We start from the raw sequence: 15,836 nt of genomic DNA on the forward strand, positions 1-15,836 counted from the left end.
CTACCAGGTCTCGACGCTCGACGACGTGGTGGAGCAGGCCGACATCTTCGTCACCACGACCGGCAACAAGGACATCATCATGGCCGCGGACATGGGCAAGATGAAGCACCAGGCGATCATCGGCAACATCGGCCACTTCGACAACGAGATCGACATGGCCGGCCTCGCCCGGACCCCGGGCATCGTCAAGGACGAGGTCAAGCCGCAGGTCCACACCTGGACCCACCCCGACGGCAAGGTCCTCATCGTCCTGTCCGAGGGCCGCCTGCTGAACCTTGGCAACGCGACCGGCCACCCGTCGTTCGTGATGTCCAACTCGTTCGCGGACCAGACGCTGGCCCAGATCGAGCTGTTCACCAAGCCCGACGCGTACCCGACCGACGTGTACGTGCTGCCCAAGCACCTGGACGAGAAGGTCGCCCGCCTCCACCTCGACTCCCTGGGCGTCAAGCTGACCACGCTCCGCCCGGAGCAGGCCGAGTACATCGGCGTCGAGGTCGAGGGCCCGTACAAGCCGGACCACTACCGCTACTGAACCAACCGGGAGGACGTGTGCACCACGAAGAGGACAAGGAGTACGAGCGGCATTACGGCGGCCCTCCGCAGGCACCCGTCCTCCTGCTCGCCGGCGTGGACGACGATCCCGCGGAGTCTCACATCGTCAGGGGCATCGACTGACCGCGGCGGGGCAACGCCGCGCCGTGCCGCCCCATGCGCTCAGTCGCCGAGGACGTGGGCCGACTGCTCCCGGTACCAAGCCGAGCAGGCAGCGAAGCGTGCCTCGAAGCCAGGTCCTGGGTGGAGTCCGATCTGTCTCCATATCAGGGATGTGTCGTACCAGTGGTCCTGAGTGAGCAGGGCGTACTGGTGATCGGTAAGTTCCGGTAGCGACTGCCGCACGAGAGCGCGGTGGTCGGCTGCGGGCACTCGGCGCGGCGCCGGCATCCGGAGGGCGGACCGTAGCTCGGCGAGCAGCCGCGCCATGGACAGCGGCTGAGGGTGGGCGACGTGGTACGTCGCGCCTTCGGCGGGCACCCCGGCTCCGTCGACCAGTGCGGCGACGACCCGTGCGAGGTCTCCCACCTCGATGACCGAGCTCAACGAGGTCGCTCCGGCCGGCCAGGCCGGCACCAGGCGGAGCAGCCGCGACACCGCGGGAACGAACCAGCGGTCGCCTTCTCCGTAGATCAGGTGCGGCCGCAGAACCGTACCCCCCGCGGCCCGTACCTCCTGCTCGGCGCGCAGCCGCGAGGAACTTGCGGGTGAGGCCGGGGCCGGCTCCACCTCTCCTTCGGCCGGACCCCGGTGGGGGCCCTCCCCGTAGACGGAGGCCGTGCTGAGGTAGATGAAGCGCCGCACTCCCGCACGGCGGGCTTCTTCGAGCAACGCCCGGGTTCCCAGGTGGTTGACGTCATGGCACTGCCGGGGGTCGCGGCCCACATAGCTGGCCGCATGGACGACGGTGCCGATTCCGGAGCACACGCCGCGCAACGATCGCGGGTCGGCCAGATCCCCCCTCACCTGACGTATCGCGGTGCTCCCTGCTGCCGTGGGCACGCGGCGGGACAGGACGTGCAGCCGTGGTGCGCGGTTACGGCCGTCGTCCTGCCGGGTCAGGGCACCGAGCACAGCCCTGCCGATGAAACCGGTGCCGCCCACGACGAGGACCGATCCAGCGGACGCCCCCGTCACAGCCCTGTGCCGTCATGGACAGCCACCCGGCAGGTCGCCGCGACGGAGCCGCCCTGGTGGAAGTCGACGACGAGTTCCCGGGCGCCATGGGACGAGCGCACGGCATCGCCCGAGGGCGACACGATGCACGGCGAATCGAACTCCACGTACTTGTGGAACACGGCATCGCAGCCGATGAGCAGCCCGTCGGGAAGCCGCAGCGCGGCGAGCGCCGCCTGCCGCGCCGCCTCCATGATCACCATGCCGGGCTGGTGGTCGACGGCGTGGTCGAAGAGCACAGGGTGGTCGGCCTCCGCGCGCAGCGGACGCGCGCCGTCCACGCACTCGGCTCCCAGCACGACGTCGAACTCACAGGTACGGCCGACCAGGTCGGGGCTGACTCCGCCCGGCACCTCACGCGGCGCGGTCGCCTCCGCACGATCGCCCCGCAGCTTGCGGTACACGGCCGGGCTGACGCAGTTCGCGGTCAGCCGCCCGGATCCGATCCGTCTGCCGCCCCGGTGGGCAACGACGTCGTACGCGTACGACGAGACGACGTTCCTGCGGCGGATCACGTCACGGAGGGTCACCTCGAGGACCACGTCGGCGGGCTGTCGGCCCAGTCGGGCACCCTCCTCGGTTATCTCGAACGACATCGTCTCGGTGAGGAAGCTGAAGCCCAGGGGAATCGTCAGGGCTTCGTGGGCAAGGAGCAGTCCCGCCTGTCGAATCGTCTCGGCGAAGAGCATGGGGTCGTGCCAGCAGCCGGCCACCGCTCCGTAGTAGCTGTGGCCGCGTGACCACTGGGCACCGATGCGGTAGACGTCCTCCCGGCAACGACTGACTCCGGTCAGCAGCACTTCCGAGATCGCGGCCCGGTGGACGAGCGCGCGGGGCACGGTCCGCTCGAAGAGCTCGGGCCCGGCCGTCACGACAGTCTGAGTAAAATCCGTTCGGTCGGCTTGAAGAAGCGCGGTCATCCTGACCTCCTGAGATGTGCTTTTGGCGCAGCAACAAGGGGTTGAGCAGGAAAAACGGCAGAGACGCAGGCGCTTGAGACCTGATCGATGACGACAAGAATACTAGGCGACTGGTATTTTTTGGCAAGAGGGTAGAAGATTGACCGCAGTGGAAGCCGCGGTGATCACCGGAAGGATGGAAGACCACCATCCGCACCGCGGCAGTCAGGAGGCGGTTGTGGCGAGAGCACGGCAAGAGCGGGCGGAAGTCACGCGGGAGGCGATCCTCGACGGGGCGGCGAAGGCCTTCGACGCGACGGGCTTCGGCAACACAAGCCTGACGGACATCTCCCGGGAAGCCGGCGTGACCAAGGGCGCCCTCTACTTCCACTTCCAGTCCAAGGAAGCACTGGCCCACGAGCTGATGACCGATCAGTTCCACGTCGCGACCGTACTGGAGAACGCCGAGCGGCCGGGCGTGCAGACCGCCATCGACATCACGCACCGGATGGCCTACGAACTGCGGTCCAGCGTGCGCGTGCGCGCGGGGATACGGCTGGTGATAGAGCTGGGCTCGTTCACTGATCCGAACCCGACGGTCTACAACAACTGGATCGAAACGCTCCGGGACTGCCTGGCGCCGGCGCAGGGCCGGGGAGACGTCAGGCCGGAGGCCAACATCACCGACGTGTCCGTCTTCGTCGTCGGCGCCTTCGCCGGAGTACAGATCATGTCCCAGGTCCGCAGTGGACGTGAGGACCTGCACGAGCGCGTCGCCGACATGTGGTCGCTGCTCCTGCCGGGGATCGTCCCGCCCCGCAGGATCGCGAGGTTCGAGCCCGCGGGTTCGCTGGACCTGCGCGCCTCACTCGGCCTGCCCCCCATGGCGCAGGCCGCTGTCGCGGTGGGCTGAGCACCGGCGGCATGGGCGGGTCGATCACATCACGGTGCTCGACCCCGCCCGTGTGCCGCGTCACAGGCGCGAGCCGCCGCTGGCGTCGATGCACTGCCCAGTGACCCACCGAGAAGCGTCGGACGCCAGAAAGGCGACGATGTCGGCAACGTCGGAGGGCCGACCGATGCGCCCGAACGCGGACCAACTGGCCAGCTCGGCACACGCCTCCGCGGACGATCGCTTGCCCGCGTTCATGTCCGTCTCGACGAAGCCCGGGTTCACCGCGTTCACCGTGATGTCCCGGTCGCCGAGCCCTTTGGCCAGGGCGAGGGTGAAGGTGTCCACGGCTCCCTTGGTCATCGAGTACACGATGGACTCGGGATAGGCGATCCGCGTGGCGGCGGACGAGATGTTGATGATGCGACCGCCGTCACGGAGGTACTTGAGTCCCTTCTGGACGAGGAACACCAGCGCTCTGGAGTTGACGGCGACGAGCCGGTCGAAGAGTTCCGGCGTCACTTCCTCGATCCTCGCGGACCCGCTGACCCCCGCGTTGTTGACCAGGATGTCGAAATCCGGTCCATGTCCCTCTCGTGCCAGTCCCGCTTCGAACCCGGCATAGAGAGTCTCGACGTCCCCGGGGACCCCCAGCTCCGCCCGCACCGGGAAGGCTCGCCCCCCGTCACGGCGCACCAGGTCGAGCGTCTCTCTGGCGGCCTCCTCGTTGCTGCCGTAGTGGACGGCCACCAACGCGCCCTCCCCGGCAAGCTTCCGTGCGACCTGCCGTCCGATACCCCGGCTGGCCCCCGTGACCAGAGCGGTCCTGCCTGCGAGTGTGCCCATGTCCGAACTCCCCCTTACAGCGATCGGCTACGGCCGTTGAACCTGTGCGAGCGGAGCCGCGGTTCTCACCGTCCACCCCGTGCCCTCAACCCTAAGTACAGGGAGCACCAGTTCCCACAGATTGCTCAACCACTTCTCGGTCTCCGTGCGCGACACCCGCGTCCAGGTCAGCGTCTCCACCCCGGACACGGCCGCCGTCACCATGGTGCGCGCCGACGAGTCGGCCACGGACCGGCCGAGCTCTCCGTTGCGGCGCGACTCGTCCAGCAGCTTCCACAGCCGGCTGAGCCAGAGGGGGTAGAAGTCGAGCGGTGCGGGGCGGCCGTTCACCCGCTCCCGGGTGATGCGCACGCTCGCCATGACGAACGCGTCGTCACGAAGGAGCCGGTTGAGGGCGTGCGTCATGTCCACCACGACCTGAAGGAAGATCGACTCCGCCTCGCACAGCTCCTCCACCATCGTCTCGAGTACGTCCTGAGCCCGGGCCAGGACGGCGTCCGCGAGTTCGTCCTTCGTCGAGAAGTGGAAGAAGAGGGCGCCCTTGGTCACGCCGGCCGATCGACTCACGTCCGCCAGTGACGCCTTGACGAACCCCTGAGATGCGAACTGGTCGGCGGCCGCCATCACGAGTCGCTCCATCGTGCGCTCGGACCGCTCCTGTCTCGCCATCGTCGTCAGCCTCGCTATAGAAATACGGTCGGTTGGTTTTTGGGCGTTCCGGGTGAGCCTCAGGCGACACTGGAGACGGTCCCGGCCGAACGATCGGCAAGCGACAAGCCGCGGACCGCCAGACGCCGCACGGGAAGCAGATAGGCGGCGTCGGCCAGGTCCGCGAGCACCTGCGTGACGCCGCCTCGCCGCAGACTCGCGGCGACCCCTTGAAGCTCTCGCCACGCCCCTCCCCTCACTCCGCCCACGAAGACCGGCCTGGTGACCGCGCCCGCGGCCACCAGCTCCCGCAGGCCCGCCAGCTGTCGTACGACGACTCCGGCACTGTCGTCACAGATCAGCAGCAGGGCTTCCGCCTCCTGATGGCACGACAGCTCCGCTGCCGCCTGGTCCAGGGTGACGCCGGTGCCGAGATTCGCCGCGCGGACGCCGCGGCAGCTCAGACGCATGGACACCAGGAAGCTGTCGGCCGGGGACACCAACTCACCGATCGCGCCGACGACGACCGTTCGCGCACCAGGACCGTGTTCGAGCTCCATGACCGTCTCCCCCTCCAGCGACCACCTGGCGAATGACTGCCGTCCACCCTCTCGCCCCATCCGACATTGGGCCACTCTAAAAACCGGTCGAATGGTATGTCAAGCAAAGTCGGTCGAACGGCTTGTTTTAGCCGCGGCCGCCCGGGAGCTGGGCGGAGACGAAGTTCTCCTCCCCCAGTGGAGCGCGCGGGCGCCCCTGACGGGCGGGGTCCCAGGGCTAACGGGTGCCGCCCCGGGCCGTGACCATGCCCGACTCGTATGCGAAGACGACGAGTTGGGCCCGGTCCCGGGCCCCCAGCTTCGTCATCGCCCGGCTGATGTGGGTCTTGGCGGTGAGCGGGCTGATCACCATGTGCGCGGCGATCTCCTCGTTGCTCAGGCCGCGGGCGGCGAGCGCGGTGACCTCGCGTTCGCGACGGGTGAGGCAGTCCAGGCCGGGGGCGGTGGAGCGGTCCGGGGGACGCGCGACGAACTCGCCGATGAGGGTGCGGGTGACCGACGGGGAGAGCAGTGCCTCGCCGCGCGCGACCACCTGGATGGCCTGGAGCAGGTCGGCCGGCTCGGTGTCCTTCAGCAGGAAGCCGCTCGCGCCCGCGCGCAGGGCCTCGAAGACGTACTCGTCCAGGCCGTAGTTGGTGAGGATGACCACGCGGACGGTGGTGAGGGCCGGGTCGGCGGCGATGCGGCGGGTCGCCTCGATGCCCGTCATCACCGGCATCTGCACGTCGACCAGGGCGACGTCGGGCACCTGCTCGCGCACCAGCGCCACCCCCTGTTCGCCGTCGGCGGCCTCACCGACCACCTCGACGCCGTCCTCCGCGTCGAGGAGCGCGCGGAACCCGGCCCGCATCAGCGCCTGGTCGTCGACGAGCGCCACGCGCAGGACGTCACTCATACCGTCTCCCCCATCGGCAGCCTGGCGCGCACCGCGAAGCCGCCCTCCGCGCGCGGGGCGGCGCACAGGGTGCCGCCCAGCGCCGTGACCCGCTCGCGCATGCCGGTCAGCCCGGTGCCCGGCACCGGCGGGCGGGCCGGGTCGGCGGCTCCGTCGTCGTCCACGTCTATCGTCAACTCCCCGTCCCCGTCCCTGTCCCCGCCCCCGCCGTAGTCGATGCGTACCGTGATCTTCGCCGGGCCCGCGTGCCGGGCGGCGTTGGTGAGGGCCTCCTGGACGATGCGGTAGGCGGCCCGGTCCACCGCCCGCGGCAGCGGGCGCTCGTCGCCGGTGACCGTCAGGTCGACGGCCAGTCCGGCCGCGCGGGCCCGCTCCACGAGCAGCGCCGGGGTACCGGAAGGCTCGTCGGCGCGCAGCACCTGGAGGGCCGAGCGCAGTTCGCGCATCGCCTCGCCGCTTGCCTCCTGGATGGCGAGCAGCGCGGGCGGCACCTCCTCGCCGCGCTTGCGGGCCAGATGGACGGCGACGCCCGCCTGGAGCTTCACGATGGAGATGCTGTGGGTCAGCGAGTCGTGCAACTCCCGGGCGATACGGAGGCGTTCCTCACCGGCCCGGCGCAGGGCCGCCTCCTCGCGGGTGCGCTCGGCCTCCTGGGCGCGCTGTTCGGTCTGGCGCAGATACGCCTGCCAGTTGCGGTCGGCCAGGCCCGTCACCACCGCGCACAGGAACCAGCCGGCGAGCAGTCCGGCCCGCTCGGCCACCTCCTGCGTGCCGGGTCCGGTCGCCACGTACCCGGCGAGGAACACCGTACTGGCGGCCGCCGCGAGGCCCCGGTGGCCGACCCGGGCGGCGGTGTGCACGGCGCCGAGGACGGGCAGCGCGGAGAGCGGCCCGGGGTGCGCGTGGACGACGTACACCGTGCCGAAGAGTGTCGCCGCGGCCAGCACCGCGCGCGGGGCGGCGCGGTGGAGGGCCAGGGATGCCGAGGCGAGGGCGATGAGCGTGAGGTCGAGCCCGTCCGTGCCGTCGTCGAACACGGCGACGCCCATGCCGAGGGCGCCGACCACGGCCGCGAGGACCACGTCGGCGAGCACCCTGCGGTCGATCCGACGCCCACTCATGCCCGCAGACTAGACCGGCCCGCCGACAGCCGCGTCAGCCCTGTGGACGGCCCCCGGACTACTCCCGGGGAAGTAGTGCGCCCGGCGGCCGCGACCGTCGGCGCAGTGCGGACCGTATCCGGCCGTACGACGACCGCGGGCCGTCCCGCGACGCACGCTGCTGTGCATGACCACACGCTTCCGTCACACCGCACCGCCGCCGCCGAAAGCGGCCACCGGCCGCGTCGCCGAGGTCTACGCCCAGTTGGCACGGGACTTCGGCATCGCCGAACCCCCCACCTTCGTGGCCCTCTCCTCCGCCCCCGCCCTGCTGGCCGCCGCGTGGGCGCTGATGCGCGAGTCCCTGATCGCCGGTCCCGGCGACCGGACCGGCAAGGAGATCGCCGCCCTCGGGGTGTCGGCGGCCAACAAGTGCCCGTACTGCGTGGACGCGCACACCGTCCTGCTGCACGCCACCGGCGACCACGCGCTGGCCGAGCGGCTGGCCCGGGGCGCCGAGCCGGAGGACGAACGGCACGCGCGCGTACTGGACTGGGCGCGTCGCAGCCGCGAGCCGGAGGCCGTGCGGGAGCCGTACCCGTTCCCGCGCGAGGAGGCACCCGGATACCTGGGCACGGTACTCGCCTTCCAATTCATCAATCGCGTGGTGTCCTCCCTGGTGACCGAGAACCTGCTCCCGGCCGACGTGCAACGGCTGCGTCCGGTGCGGAGCCTGGCCGGACGGTCGCTGTCGCGCACCGTGCGCCGGGACGCCGCGCCCGGAGCCGCCCTGAACCTGCTGGACGACCCCGGGCCGGGGCCACAGTGGGCGGCGGGCACACCGGTCGGCCCGGCGTACGCGGCGCTGCGCACCGCCGCGCTGTCCGGCGCGGGGCTTCTGGACACCGACGACCAGGCCCTCGTACGCCGGACCGTGGACGCCTGGGGCGGGGCCCATCCGCCCCTCGTGCCCGACCCGTTCCCGGACCGGCGGACCCGGCCCGGGGCGCGGCTGGCGCTGCTGGCCGCGTGCGCGCCGTACCGGATCACGGACGCGGACGTGGCGGCGTGGCGCGGGCCCGAGCACACCGACCACTGCCTGGTGCACCTCGTCGCGTACGGCGCGTTCGCCGCAGTGGACCGCGTGGAACGCGGGCTGTCCGCGCCCGCCGCCCGTCCGGCCCACCGCCCGACCGCCCCTTCCATCACTCGTTCCGCCGCCAAGGAGACCTCATGACCCTCGTCGCCAACTCCCGCCAGGCCGAGGCCTGGAACGGCCCCGTCGGCGCCCACTGGGCCACCCACCAGGCCCGCTACGACGCCATGCTGGCCGGGGTGAACGACGTCCTGTTCGCCGCGGCGGCCGTCGCGCCCGGCGACCGCGTCCTCGACGTCGGCTGCGGGGCGGGGGCGACGACCCGGATCGCGGCGCGGCTCGCCGCCCCCGGGCACGCCGTCGGCGTCGACATCTCGGCGCCCCTGCTGGAGCGGGCCCGCGCGAGCACGGCGGCCGAGGGGGTCGCGAACGCGGCGTACGAGTGCGCCGACGCGCAGGTGCACCCCTTCCCGGCGGACACCTACGACGTGGTCGTCAGCAGGGGCGGGGTGATGTTCTTCGAGGACCACGCCGCCGCCTTCCGCAATCTCGCGCGGGCGCTGCGTCCCGGCGGCCGGCTCGCGTTCGTCTGCCCGCAACCGCCGGGACCGCACTCGCCGGAGGCCAGGACGCTCGCGCTGTTCGCCCGGCTCGTCGACGCGGAGCCCGGCGCCGAGGCGGTCGCCGCGCGTGCCGCGATGGCCTCACTGTCCGACCCGGACCGCGTCCGGGAGGTCCTCGCAGGGTACGAGGAGGTGACGGTGGAGCCGGTCACCGTCGAGGCCGTCTGGGGCCGCGACGTCCCGGACGCCGTCGAGTTCCTGCTGTCGCCCTACCCGGGCGGCGCGCTCCCCGCGAGCCGCCTGCCCGAACTGGAGGCGGCCCTGCGCCCGTACGCCACCGACAGCGGCGTCCGCATGCGGGCCGCGGTGTGGTTGGTGACCGCGGTCCGCCCCTGACGCGAGCACCCCCGGCGACCGTTCACCGCCGGGGGCATCCGTGCCCCGAAGCCCACCCGCGCGGATGCGTCGCCCGCCCCCTCCGCACGTGCCCGCCCCGCGACCCCCGCACCGATCTCCGCCCCTGCACCCCGGACACGCTCCATCTGCGTCACCGCCCGGCCACGCAGCGAGTTCGGGCTTCCGCCCCACAGGGAGTCGTGTGAGACTGACGTCCCGTCCGCAGTGCGGACCCCCCTCCGCACCATCCCCCACGAGAAGTGCGCCGTGCGTTCTCTTCCCCTGCCGCTCGCTCTGACCGCGCGTCTGGCGCCCGTCGCCGTGCTCGCCACGGCGGGCTGGGCGCTGTCGTCCGGGCCGGACACCTCACCGGCCGCGACGGACAAGACACCGCCCGACACCGCCGAGCGGTCCGCCTCCGCGCCGGCCACGGAGGCCGCGACCAAGACGTACGCCGCCGCCCCCGCGCCGTGCGGGAGCCTGGCCTCGAAGACGATCGCCTCGCTGGTGCCGGGTGCCAAGGCGGCCGGCAAGGAGATCCCCTCGACCGACACGGACGTGCGCCGCACCTGTTCGTGGCACGCGCTGAAGGGATACGACTACCGCTGGCTCGACGTCTCCTTCGAGGTGATGGCGTCCGACGAGGCGGCACAGAAGTCGTACAAGGAACGGGTCGCCGACCGCAGCGGGGGCGGCGACGTGCCCGGACTCGGTGACGGCGCCTACTCGGTGGTGAACCTGACCACCGAGGACAAGCAGCAGACGCGTGAGGGCACCGTGCTGGTCCGCGCGTCCAACGCCCTGGTGATGATCACGTACAACGGCAGTGACTTCGAGTCCAGGAAGGCGCCGTCCTCGGACACGATCAACAAGGGCGCCATCAAGGCGGCCAAGGAGGCCGTGGCGGCTCTGTCCAACGGACAGGACTGAAACGGAATGCAAGGTTCCGTGACATCCGTCACGCCGCTCACCGATCTCCGCGGGCACCTTAGTAGACACCGCCTCCGCGACAAATAGGACTTTGTCCGGCTTGCCACGGGTGCGCTGCAGGCCAGTGGGAGTGGTGGTCCAGACCATGGGGGAGAGTCCCCGGTTCATCGCGCGCGAGGGCCTTCTGACGAGGCGGCAGATGCCACCAGTCGCGGGCGGGAACAGGGTCTGCACGCCCGCCCGTCCGCCGCAAGCACCTGGCCTGCCTACTAGGCGCAGTAGTAGAAAGACCCTTTGCCCCCGTGTCGGCCCGTCCCAAGAATGACCAACCTCAGGTTGTCGCCACCGAGTGAGGTCACACATGGGAAAGCATCGCCACCAGCAGCGCTACCGGCGGCCGGTCGTCGCGGCACTGGCCGCGGGAGCCATAGGCATACCCTCCGTCGCCCTGGCCTGTTCCGACTGGCCCGGCAACGAGGAGCGGGAGCTGCGGAGCACCGCCGCCTCGACCACGGCCGAGGACGGGTGGGGCGACGCGAACTGGTACCGGGAGTGGAGCAGCCAGCAGAGCGGTGAGCCCTCGGCGGCACCGTCGACGAAGCCGACCGCCACCGAGCGCGCCTCCAAGCCGGCCACGCCCGAGCACCGGGACGCCGAACCGTCACGCAAGCCGCACAAACCGCACAAACCGCAGGCGACAGCAACCCCCAAGGCCCCCGCCGCCAAGCCGTCCGAGGCCGGCTCCAAGCCGTCCACCGGCTCCTCCAGGCCCACGGCCGACGCCTCCGAGCCCGCCACCACGAAGCCCACCCCCTCGGCCCCCGCGACCCCGAGCACCCCGCCGGCCACCACCACCCCGGCCTCCGGTGACGTCGCCAAGGTCGTGGAACTCGTCAACGCCGAGCGCGGCAAGGCCGGCTGCTCCCCGGTGACGGTGAACTCCGCCCTGACCAAGGCCGCGCAGGCACACAGCGAGGACATGGCGGCCACCGGCACCATGTCGCACTCCGGCTCGAACGGGTCGTCCCCGGAGGACCGCATCACCAACGCCGGGTACAACTGGAGCAGCTACGGCGAGAACGTCGCGTACGGCTACGAAACGCCCGAAAAGGTGATGGCGGGCTGGATGTCCAGCCCCGGCCACAAGGAGAACATCCTCAACTGCGGCTTCAAGGAGATCGGCGTCGGCCTCGCGCAGCCCGGTTCCTACTGGACCCAGGACTTCGGCACGGCTCGCTAGGCGGGCGGGGACGGGCGAACGCGGCCGCAGGCGCTCACGTACGCCTGCGGCCCGCCGTCAGCCCGACGTACACGACGAGCGACGCGCCCAGCCCCACCGCCCAGCCGTAGTCCGCGAGGGGCTTCAGGAAGGGGATCAGCCCGTCCTCGGGGAAGGGCCCCTTGCCCGGGGCCGAATGGGAGCCGCCCACCGCGAGCACCCCGCCGGCCACGAAGGCGGCGACGGCGCGCAGGTTCCATCCGGAGGTGTACCAGTAGCGCCCACCGGGCGTGTACAGGGCGGGCAGGTCCAGAGCGGTACGACGGATCAGCCAGTAGTCGGCGATGAGGATGCCGGCGACGGTGCCGAGCAGCCCGCCGACCAGGCCGAGCCAGGTGAAGATGTACAGCTCGGGTGTCTCGGTGAGCTTCCACGGCATGATCAGCACGCCGACGACGCCCGTGATCAGGGCACCGGTGCGGAAGCTGATCAGCCGTGGCGCCAGGTTCGCCAGGTCGTACGCCGGTGAGACGACGTTCGCCGCGATGTTCACCGAGATGGTGGCGACGAGCACCGTCACCAGGGCGAAGAGCAGTCCGAAGACGTTGTCGGTCCGGGCGGCGAGCGCGACCGGGTCCCACACCGCGACCCCGTACACCGCCTCCGACCCGGAGGTGACGAACACGGACAGCAGCGCGAACAGCGTCATGGTCGTGGGCAGTCCGAGCGTCTGGCCCCAGACCTGGGCGCGCTGCCCCGCGCCGAAGCGGGTGAAGTCGGGAATGTTCAGACTCAGGGTGGACCAGAAGGCGATCATGCCCATGAGGGACGGGAAGAACACCGGCCAGAAGTCCGTGCCCCAGCCCAGGCGCGACGGCTGGTCGAGGAGCGGCCCGAGGCCCCCGGCCTTGTTCGCGATCCAGACCAGCAGCACCAGCGCGCCGACGATGACGAACGGCGCGGCCCAGTTCTCGAACCGGCGCAGTGCCTCCATCCCCCGGTAGATGATGGCCAGTTCGAGGGCCCAGAACAGGACGAAGCAGACCCAGAGCGTCCAGGGCTGGCCCCCGACCTCCGACGCCTCGGCCCAGCCGCCGAACACCTTGCCGAGCAGGACGAAGATTCCCTGGCCGCCGATCCAGGTCTGGATGCCGAACCAGGCGCACGCCACCCCGGCCCGGATCAGCGCCGGCAGGTTGGCGCCGCGCAGCCCGAACGAGGCACGGGCCAGCACCGGGAACGGGATGCCGTACTTGGGCCCGGCGTGCCCGGTCAGCAGCATCGGCGCGAGCACGATGACGTTGGCGAGCGCGATGGTGAACACGGCCTGCTTCCAGTCCATGCCGAGCGCGACGAGGCCGGAGGCGAGCAGCCAGGAGGGGATGTTGTGCGCCATCCCCACCCACAGGGCCGCGAAGTTGTACGTCGTCCAGCGGCGGCGGGCCAGCGGCACGGGCAGCAGGTCGTCGTTGACGAAGCGGTTGTCGGTGAGGACGGTGCCGGGCGGGAGTTCGACGCGTCCCGCCTGCTCGGGTATCGGGCCGTCGGACGGCGTGGGCGGGACGGTCGCGGTCATGGGCGTGACCCTTCGGCGGCGGGTTCCGGAACGGGTACCGGTCAGCGGTGAAGTGCCGGGATGATCTCCGCGCCGTACGCGTCGATCGTCGCTTCCTGCGCGTCGTGCATGTCGTACACGGCGAACTGGTCGACGCCGAGGGCGCGCAGGGCCTGGAGCTTGTCGATGTGCTGCGCGACCGGCCCGATCAGGCAGAACCGGTCGACGATCTCGTCCGGCACGAACTGCGTGTCCGGGTTGCCGCTGCGTCCGTGGTGGGCGTAGTCGTAGCCCTCGCGGGACTTGATGTAGTCGGTGAGTTCGTCAGGGACGGCGGCGGAGTGTTCGCCGTACTTGCTGACGAGGTCGGCGACGTGGTTGCCGACCATGCCGCCGAACCAGCGGCACTGCTCGCGTGCGTGGGCGAGCGCCTCGGGCGAGTCGTCGGCGGTGACGTAGGCGGGGGCGGCGACGCAGATCGTCACCTCGTCCGGGTCCCGGCCGGCGGCCGCGGCGGCGTCCTTGACGGCCTTGACCATGTACTCGGTGAGGTAGAGGTCGGCGAGCTGGAGGATGAAGCCGTCGGCCTCCTCCCCCGTCATCTTCAGGGCCTTCGGCCCGTACGCCGCCATCCACACCGGCACCTCGGCGCCCGGCCTGATCCACGGGAACCTGACCGCGGTGCCGCCGAGGTCGGCCTCCTCGCCGCGGCCCAGGGCCCGGATGACCTTCATGGCCTCGCTGATCCGGGCGAGGGTGTTGGGCTTGCGGCCGGCCACGCGCATCGCGGAGTCGCCGCGGCCGATGCCGCAGACGGTGCGGTTGCCGAACATGTCGTTGAGGGTGGCGAAGGTGGAGGCGGTCACCTCCCAGGTGCGGGTGCCGGGGTTGGTGACCATCGGGCCGACCTTGAGGCGCGTGGTGTTGGCCAGGATCTGGCTGTAGATGACGAACGGCTCCTGCCAGAGCACGGCGGAGTCGAAGGTCCAGCCGTGGCTGAAGCCGTTGCGCTCGGCCCGCTGCATCAGGCTGACGACGCGGGAGGCCGGCGGGTCGGTCTGCAGGACGAGTCCGAAGTCCATGGGCGGGGCTCCTAGCTGAGGTACTGACAGGTGGAGCGCGGGACGTACGCGCCGTGGCCCTTGTGTCCGGTGTACTCCCGCTCGGTGACGACGAGTTCGCCGCGCGAGAGCACCGTCTCCACGCGGCCGGTGACGCGCCTGCCCTCGTAGGCCGAGTAGTCGACGTTCATGTGGTGGGTCTCGGCGGAGATGACCTGTTCGGCGTGCGGGTCGTAGACGACGATGTCGGCGTCGGCGCCGGGCGCGATGGTGCCCTTCTTCGGGTACAGGCCGAACATGCGGGCCGGGGTGGCGCAGGCGATCTCGATCCAGCGGCGGCGGCCGATGTGCCCGTCGACGACGGCCTGGTGGAGCAGGTCCATGCGGTTCTCGACGCCCGGCATCCCGTTGGGGATCTTGGAGAAGTCGCCGCGGCCCAGCTCCTTCTGGCCGCTGAAGCAGAAGGGGCAGTGGTCGGTCGACACCACCTGGAGGTCGTTGGTCCGCAGGCCCCGCCACAGCGCCGCCTGGTGCTCGCGCGGGCGCAGCGGGGTGCTGCACACGTACTTGGCGCCCTCGAAGCCGGGCTCGGCGAGGTTGTCGGTGGACAGGAACAGGTACTGCGGGCAGGTTTCGCCGAAGACGTTGAGGCCCTCGTCGCGGGCACGGGTCAGCTCGGCGACCGCCTCGGTCGCGGAGACGTGCACGACGTAGAGGGGCGCGCCGGCGACCTGGGCGAGTCTGATCGCGCGGTGGGTGGCCTCGGCCTCCAGGAGGGCCTTGCGGACCTCGCCGTGGAAGCGCGGGTCGGTCTCGCCGCGGGCGAGGGCCTGCTCGACCAGGACGTCGATCGCGATGCCGTTCTCGGCGTGCATCATGATCAGCCCGCCGTTCTCGGCGGCGCGCTGCATGGCCCGCAGGATCTGGCCGTCGTCGGAGTAGAAGACGCCGGGGTAGGCCATGAACTGCTTGAAAGAGGTGACCCCCTCCTCGACCAGCAGGTCCATCTCCTTGAGCGTCTCCTGGTTCACGTCGGAGACGATCATGTGGAAGCCGTAGTCGATCGCGCAGTTGCCCTCGGCCTTCGCGTGCCAGGCGTCGAGGCCCTCGCGCAGGGTGTGGCCGACGCCCTGGATGGCGAAGTCGACGATGGTGGTCGTACCGCCCCAGGCGGCGGCCCTGGTGCCGGTCTCGAAGGTGTCGGCCGCGTAGGTGCCGCCGAAGGGCATCTCCATGTGGGTGTGCCCGTCGACGCCGCCCGGGATGACGTACTTGCCGGTGGCGTCGATGGTGCGCTCGGCCGTGAAGGACGCGGCGGCCGGTGTGCCGGTCGCGGCGAGGGCGGCGACCCGGCCGTCCTCGATCAGGACGTCGGCGTGGATCTCGTCGGACGCGGTGATGACGAGGCCGCCGCGGATGACGGTACGGCTGCTCATGCTGTTCCC

17 protein-coding genes are annotated in these 15,836 nt (G+C 71.1%); 7 read left to right on the forward strand and 10 right to left on the reverse strand.

The window, feature by feature from the left end; genetic code table 11:
• Together ACFW01_RS34160 and ACFW01_RS34165 are read left to right on the forward strand one after the other, a co-directional pair.
• Positions 1 to 535 (forward strand): adenosylhomocysteinase (locus tag ACFW01_RS34160; protein ID WP_384510133.1); only part of this gene is annotated, 535 nt, incomplete at its 5' end.
• 17 nt (positions 536 to 552) lie between these two features.
• Positions 553 to 678, forward strand: a complete 126-nt coding sequence (locus tag ACFW01_RS34165) for a hypothetical protein (RefSeq protein WP_384510136.1) — start codon at positions 553 to 555, stop codon at positions 676 to 678.
• 39 nt (positions 679 to 717) lie between these two features.
• Here ACFW01_RS34165 and ACFW01_RS34170 read toward each other — a convergent pair whose 3' ends face one another.
• On the reverse strand, positions 718 to 1,659 hold the full coding sequence (locus ACFW01_RS34170; protein WP_384510139.1) for an NAD-dependent epimerase/dehydratase family protein: 942 nt from the start codon (positions 1,657 to 1,659) through the stop codon (positions 718 to 720).
• Positions 1,660 to 1,688: 29 nt separating this feature from the next.
• Positions 1,689 to 2,603 carry a ScbA/BarX family gamma-butyrolactone biosynthesis protein gene (locus ACFW01_RS34175; RefSeq protein WP_384510142.1) on the reverse strand — a complete coding sequence of 305 codons (915 nt, stop codon included), beginning with the start codon at positions 2,601 to 2,603 and terminating at the stop codon, positions 1,689 to 1,691.
• A gap of 265 nt (positions 2,604 to 2,868) precedes the next feature.
• Here ACFW01_RS34175 and ACFW01_RS34180 point away from each other — a divergent pair, with 265 nt between their 5' ends.
• Positions 2,869 to 3,543: a ScbR family autoregulator-binding transcription factor gene (locus ACFW01_RS34180; protein ID WP_384510145.1), complete on the forward strand. Its 675-nt coding sequence runs from the start codon at positions 2,869 to 2,871 to the stop codon at positions 3,541 to 3,543.
• A gap of 60 nt (positions 3,544 to 3,603) precedes the next feature.
• Here the strand turns inward: ACFW01_RS34180 and ACFW01_RS34185 are convergent, their stop codons facing one another.
• The 5 genes from ACFW01_RS34185 to ACFW01_RS34205 all read right to left on the reverse strand — a co-directional run bounded on the left by ACFW01_RS34185 (position 3,604) and on the right by ACFW01_RS34205 (position 7,592).
• Positions 3,604 to 4,368, reverse strand: a complete 765-nt coding sequence (locus tag ACFW01_RS34185) for an SDR family oxidoreductase (protein ID WP_234961360.1) — start codon at positions 4,366 to 4,368, stop codon at positions 3,604 to 3,606.
• Positions 4,369 to 4,395: 27 nt separating this feature from the next.
• Positions 4,396 to 5,037, reverse strand: coding sequence for a ScbR family autoregulator-binding transcription factor (locus ACFW01_RS34190; RefSeq protein WP_384510147.1), 642 nt, complete (start codon positions 5,035 to 5,037; stop codon positions 4,396 to 4,398).
• Positions 5,038 to 5,096: 59 nt separating this feature from the next.
• Entirely contained in the window at positions 5,097 to 5,576 is a 480-nt protein-coding gene (locus ACFW01_RS34195) for a hypothetical protein (RefSeq protein ID WP_234961362.1), read from the reverse strand.
• A 217-nt stretch (positions 5,577 to 5,793) separates the two neighbouring features.
• Positions 5,794 to 6,471, reverse strand: coding sequence for a response regulator (locus ACFW01_RS34200; RefSeq protein ID WP_384510151.1), 678 nt, complete (start codon positions 6,469 to 6,471; stop codon positions 5,794 to 5,796).
• Positions 6,468 to 7,592, reverse strand: a complete 1,125-nt coding sequence (locus tag ACFW01_RS34205) for a histidine kinase (protein WP_234961364.1) — start codon at positions 7,590 to 7,592, stop codon at positions 6,468 to 6,470. Before ACFW01_RS34205 ends, ACFW01_RS34200 begins: the two co-directional genes overlap by 4 nt.
• A 166-nt stretch (positions 7,593 to 7,758) precedes the next feature.
• On the opposite strand from ACFW01_RS34205, the gene ACFW01_RS34210 reads away from it, so the two are divergent.
• From ACFW01_RS34210 to ACFW01_RS34225, 4 genes are all read left to right on the forward strand, one after another.
• Positions 7,759 to 8,808, forward strand: coding sequence for a carboxymuconolactone decarboxylase family protein (locus ACFW01_RS34210; RefSeq protein WP_384510155.1), 1,050 nt, complete (start codon positions 7,759 to 7,761; stop codon positions 8,806 to 8,808).
• Positions 8,805 to 9,626, forward strand: coding sequence for a class I SAM-dependent methyltransferase (locus ACFW01_RS34215; protein ID WP_384510158.1), 822 nt, complete (start codon positions 8,805 to 8,807; stop codon positions 9,624 to 9,626). The genes ACFW01_RS34210 and ACFW01_RS34215 overlap by 4 nt, the downstream gene beginning before the upstream one ends.
• Before the next feature lie 267 nt (positions 9,627 to 9,893).
• Positions 9,894 to 10,556, forward strand: coding sequence for a hypothetical protein (locus tag ACFW01_RS34220; protein WP_384510161.1), 663 nt, complete (start codon positions 9,894 to 9,896; stop codon positions 10,554 to 10,556).
• 361 nt (positions 10,557 to 10,917) lie between these two features.
• Entirely contained in the window at positions 10,918 to 11,796 is an 879-nt protein-coding gene (locus tag ACFW01_RS34225; protein WP_384510164.1) for a CAP domain-containing protein, read from the forward strand.
• A 34-nt stretch (positions 11,797 to 11,830) separates the two neighbouring features.
• Here the strand turns inward: ACFW01_RS34225 and ACFW01_RS34230 are convergent, their stop codons facing one another.
• The 3 genes from ACFW01_RS34230 to hydA are packed head-to-tail and all read right to left on the reverse strand — an operon-like array spanning position 11,831 to position 15,827.
• Positions 11,831 to 13,351 (reverse strand): NCS1 family nucleobase:cation symporter-1, encoded by a 1,521-nt coding sequence (locus ACFW01_RS34230; protein ID WP_384510167.1) that lies wholly within the window; start codon positions 13,349 to 13,351, stop codon positions 11,831 to 11,833.
• A gap of 41 nt (positions 13,352 to 13,392) precedes the next feature.
• Positions 13,393 to 14,412, reverse strand: coding sequence for a TIGR03842 family LLM class F420-dependent oxidoreductase (locus tag ACFW01_RS34235; RefSeq protein ID WP_384510170.1), 1,020 nt, complete (start codon positions 14,410 to 14,412; stop codon positions 13,393 to 13,395).
• 11 nt (positions 14,413 to 14,423) lie between these two features.
• On the reverse strand, positions 14,424 to 15,827 hold the full coding sequence (gene hydA, locus ACFW01_RS34240) for a dihydropyrimidinase (RefSeq protein ID WP_234961371.1): 1,404 nt from the start codon (positions 15,825 to 15,827) through the stop codon (positions 14,424 to 14,426).
• Positions 15,828 to 15,836 lie beyond the last annotated feature (9 nt).

Source organism: Streptomyces sp. NPDC058985, assembly GCF_042740985.1.
Lineage (GTDB): Bacteria > Actinomycetota > Actinomycetes > Streptomycetales > Streptomycetaceae > Streptomyces.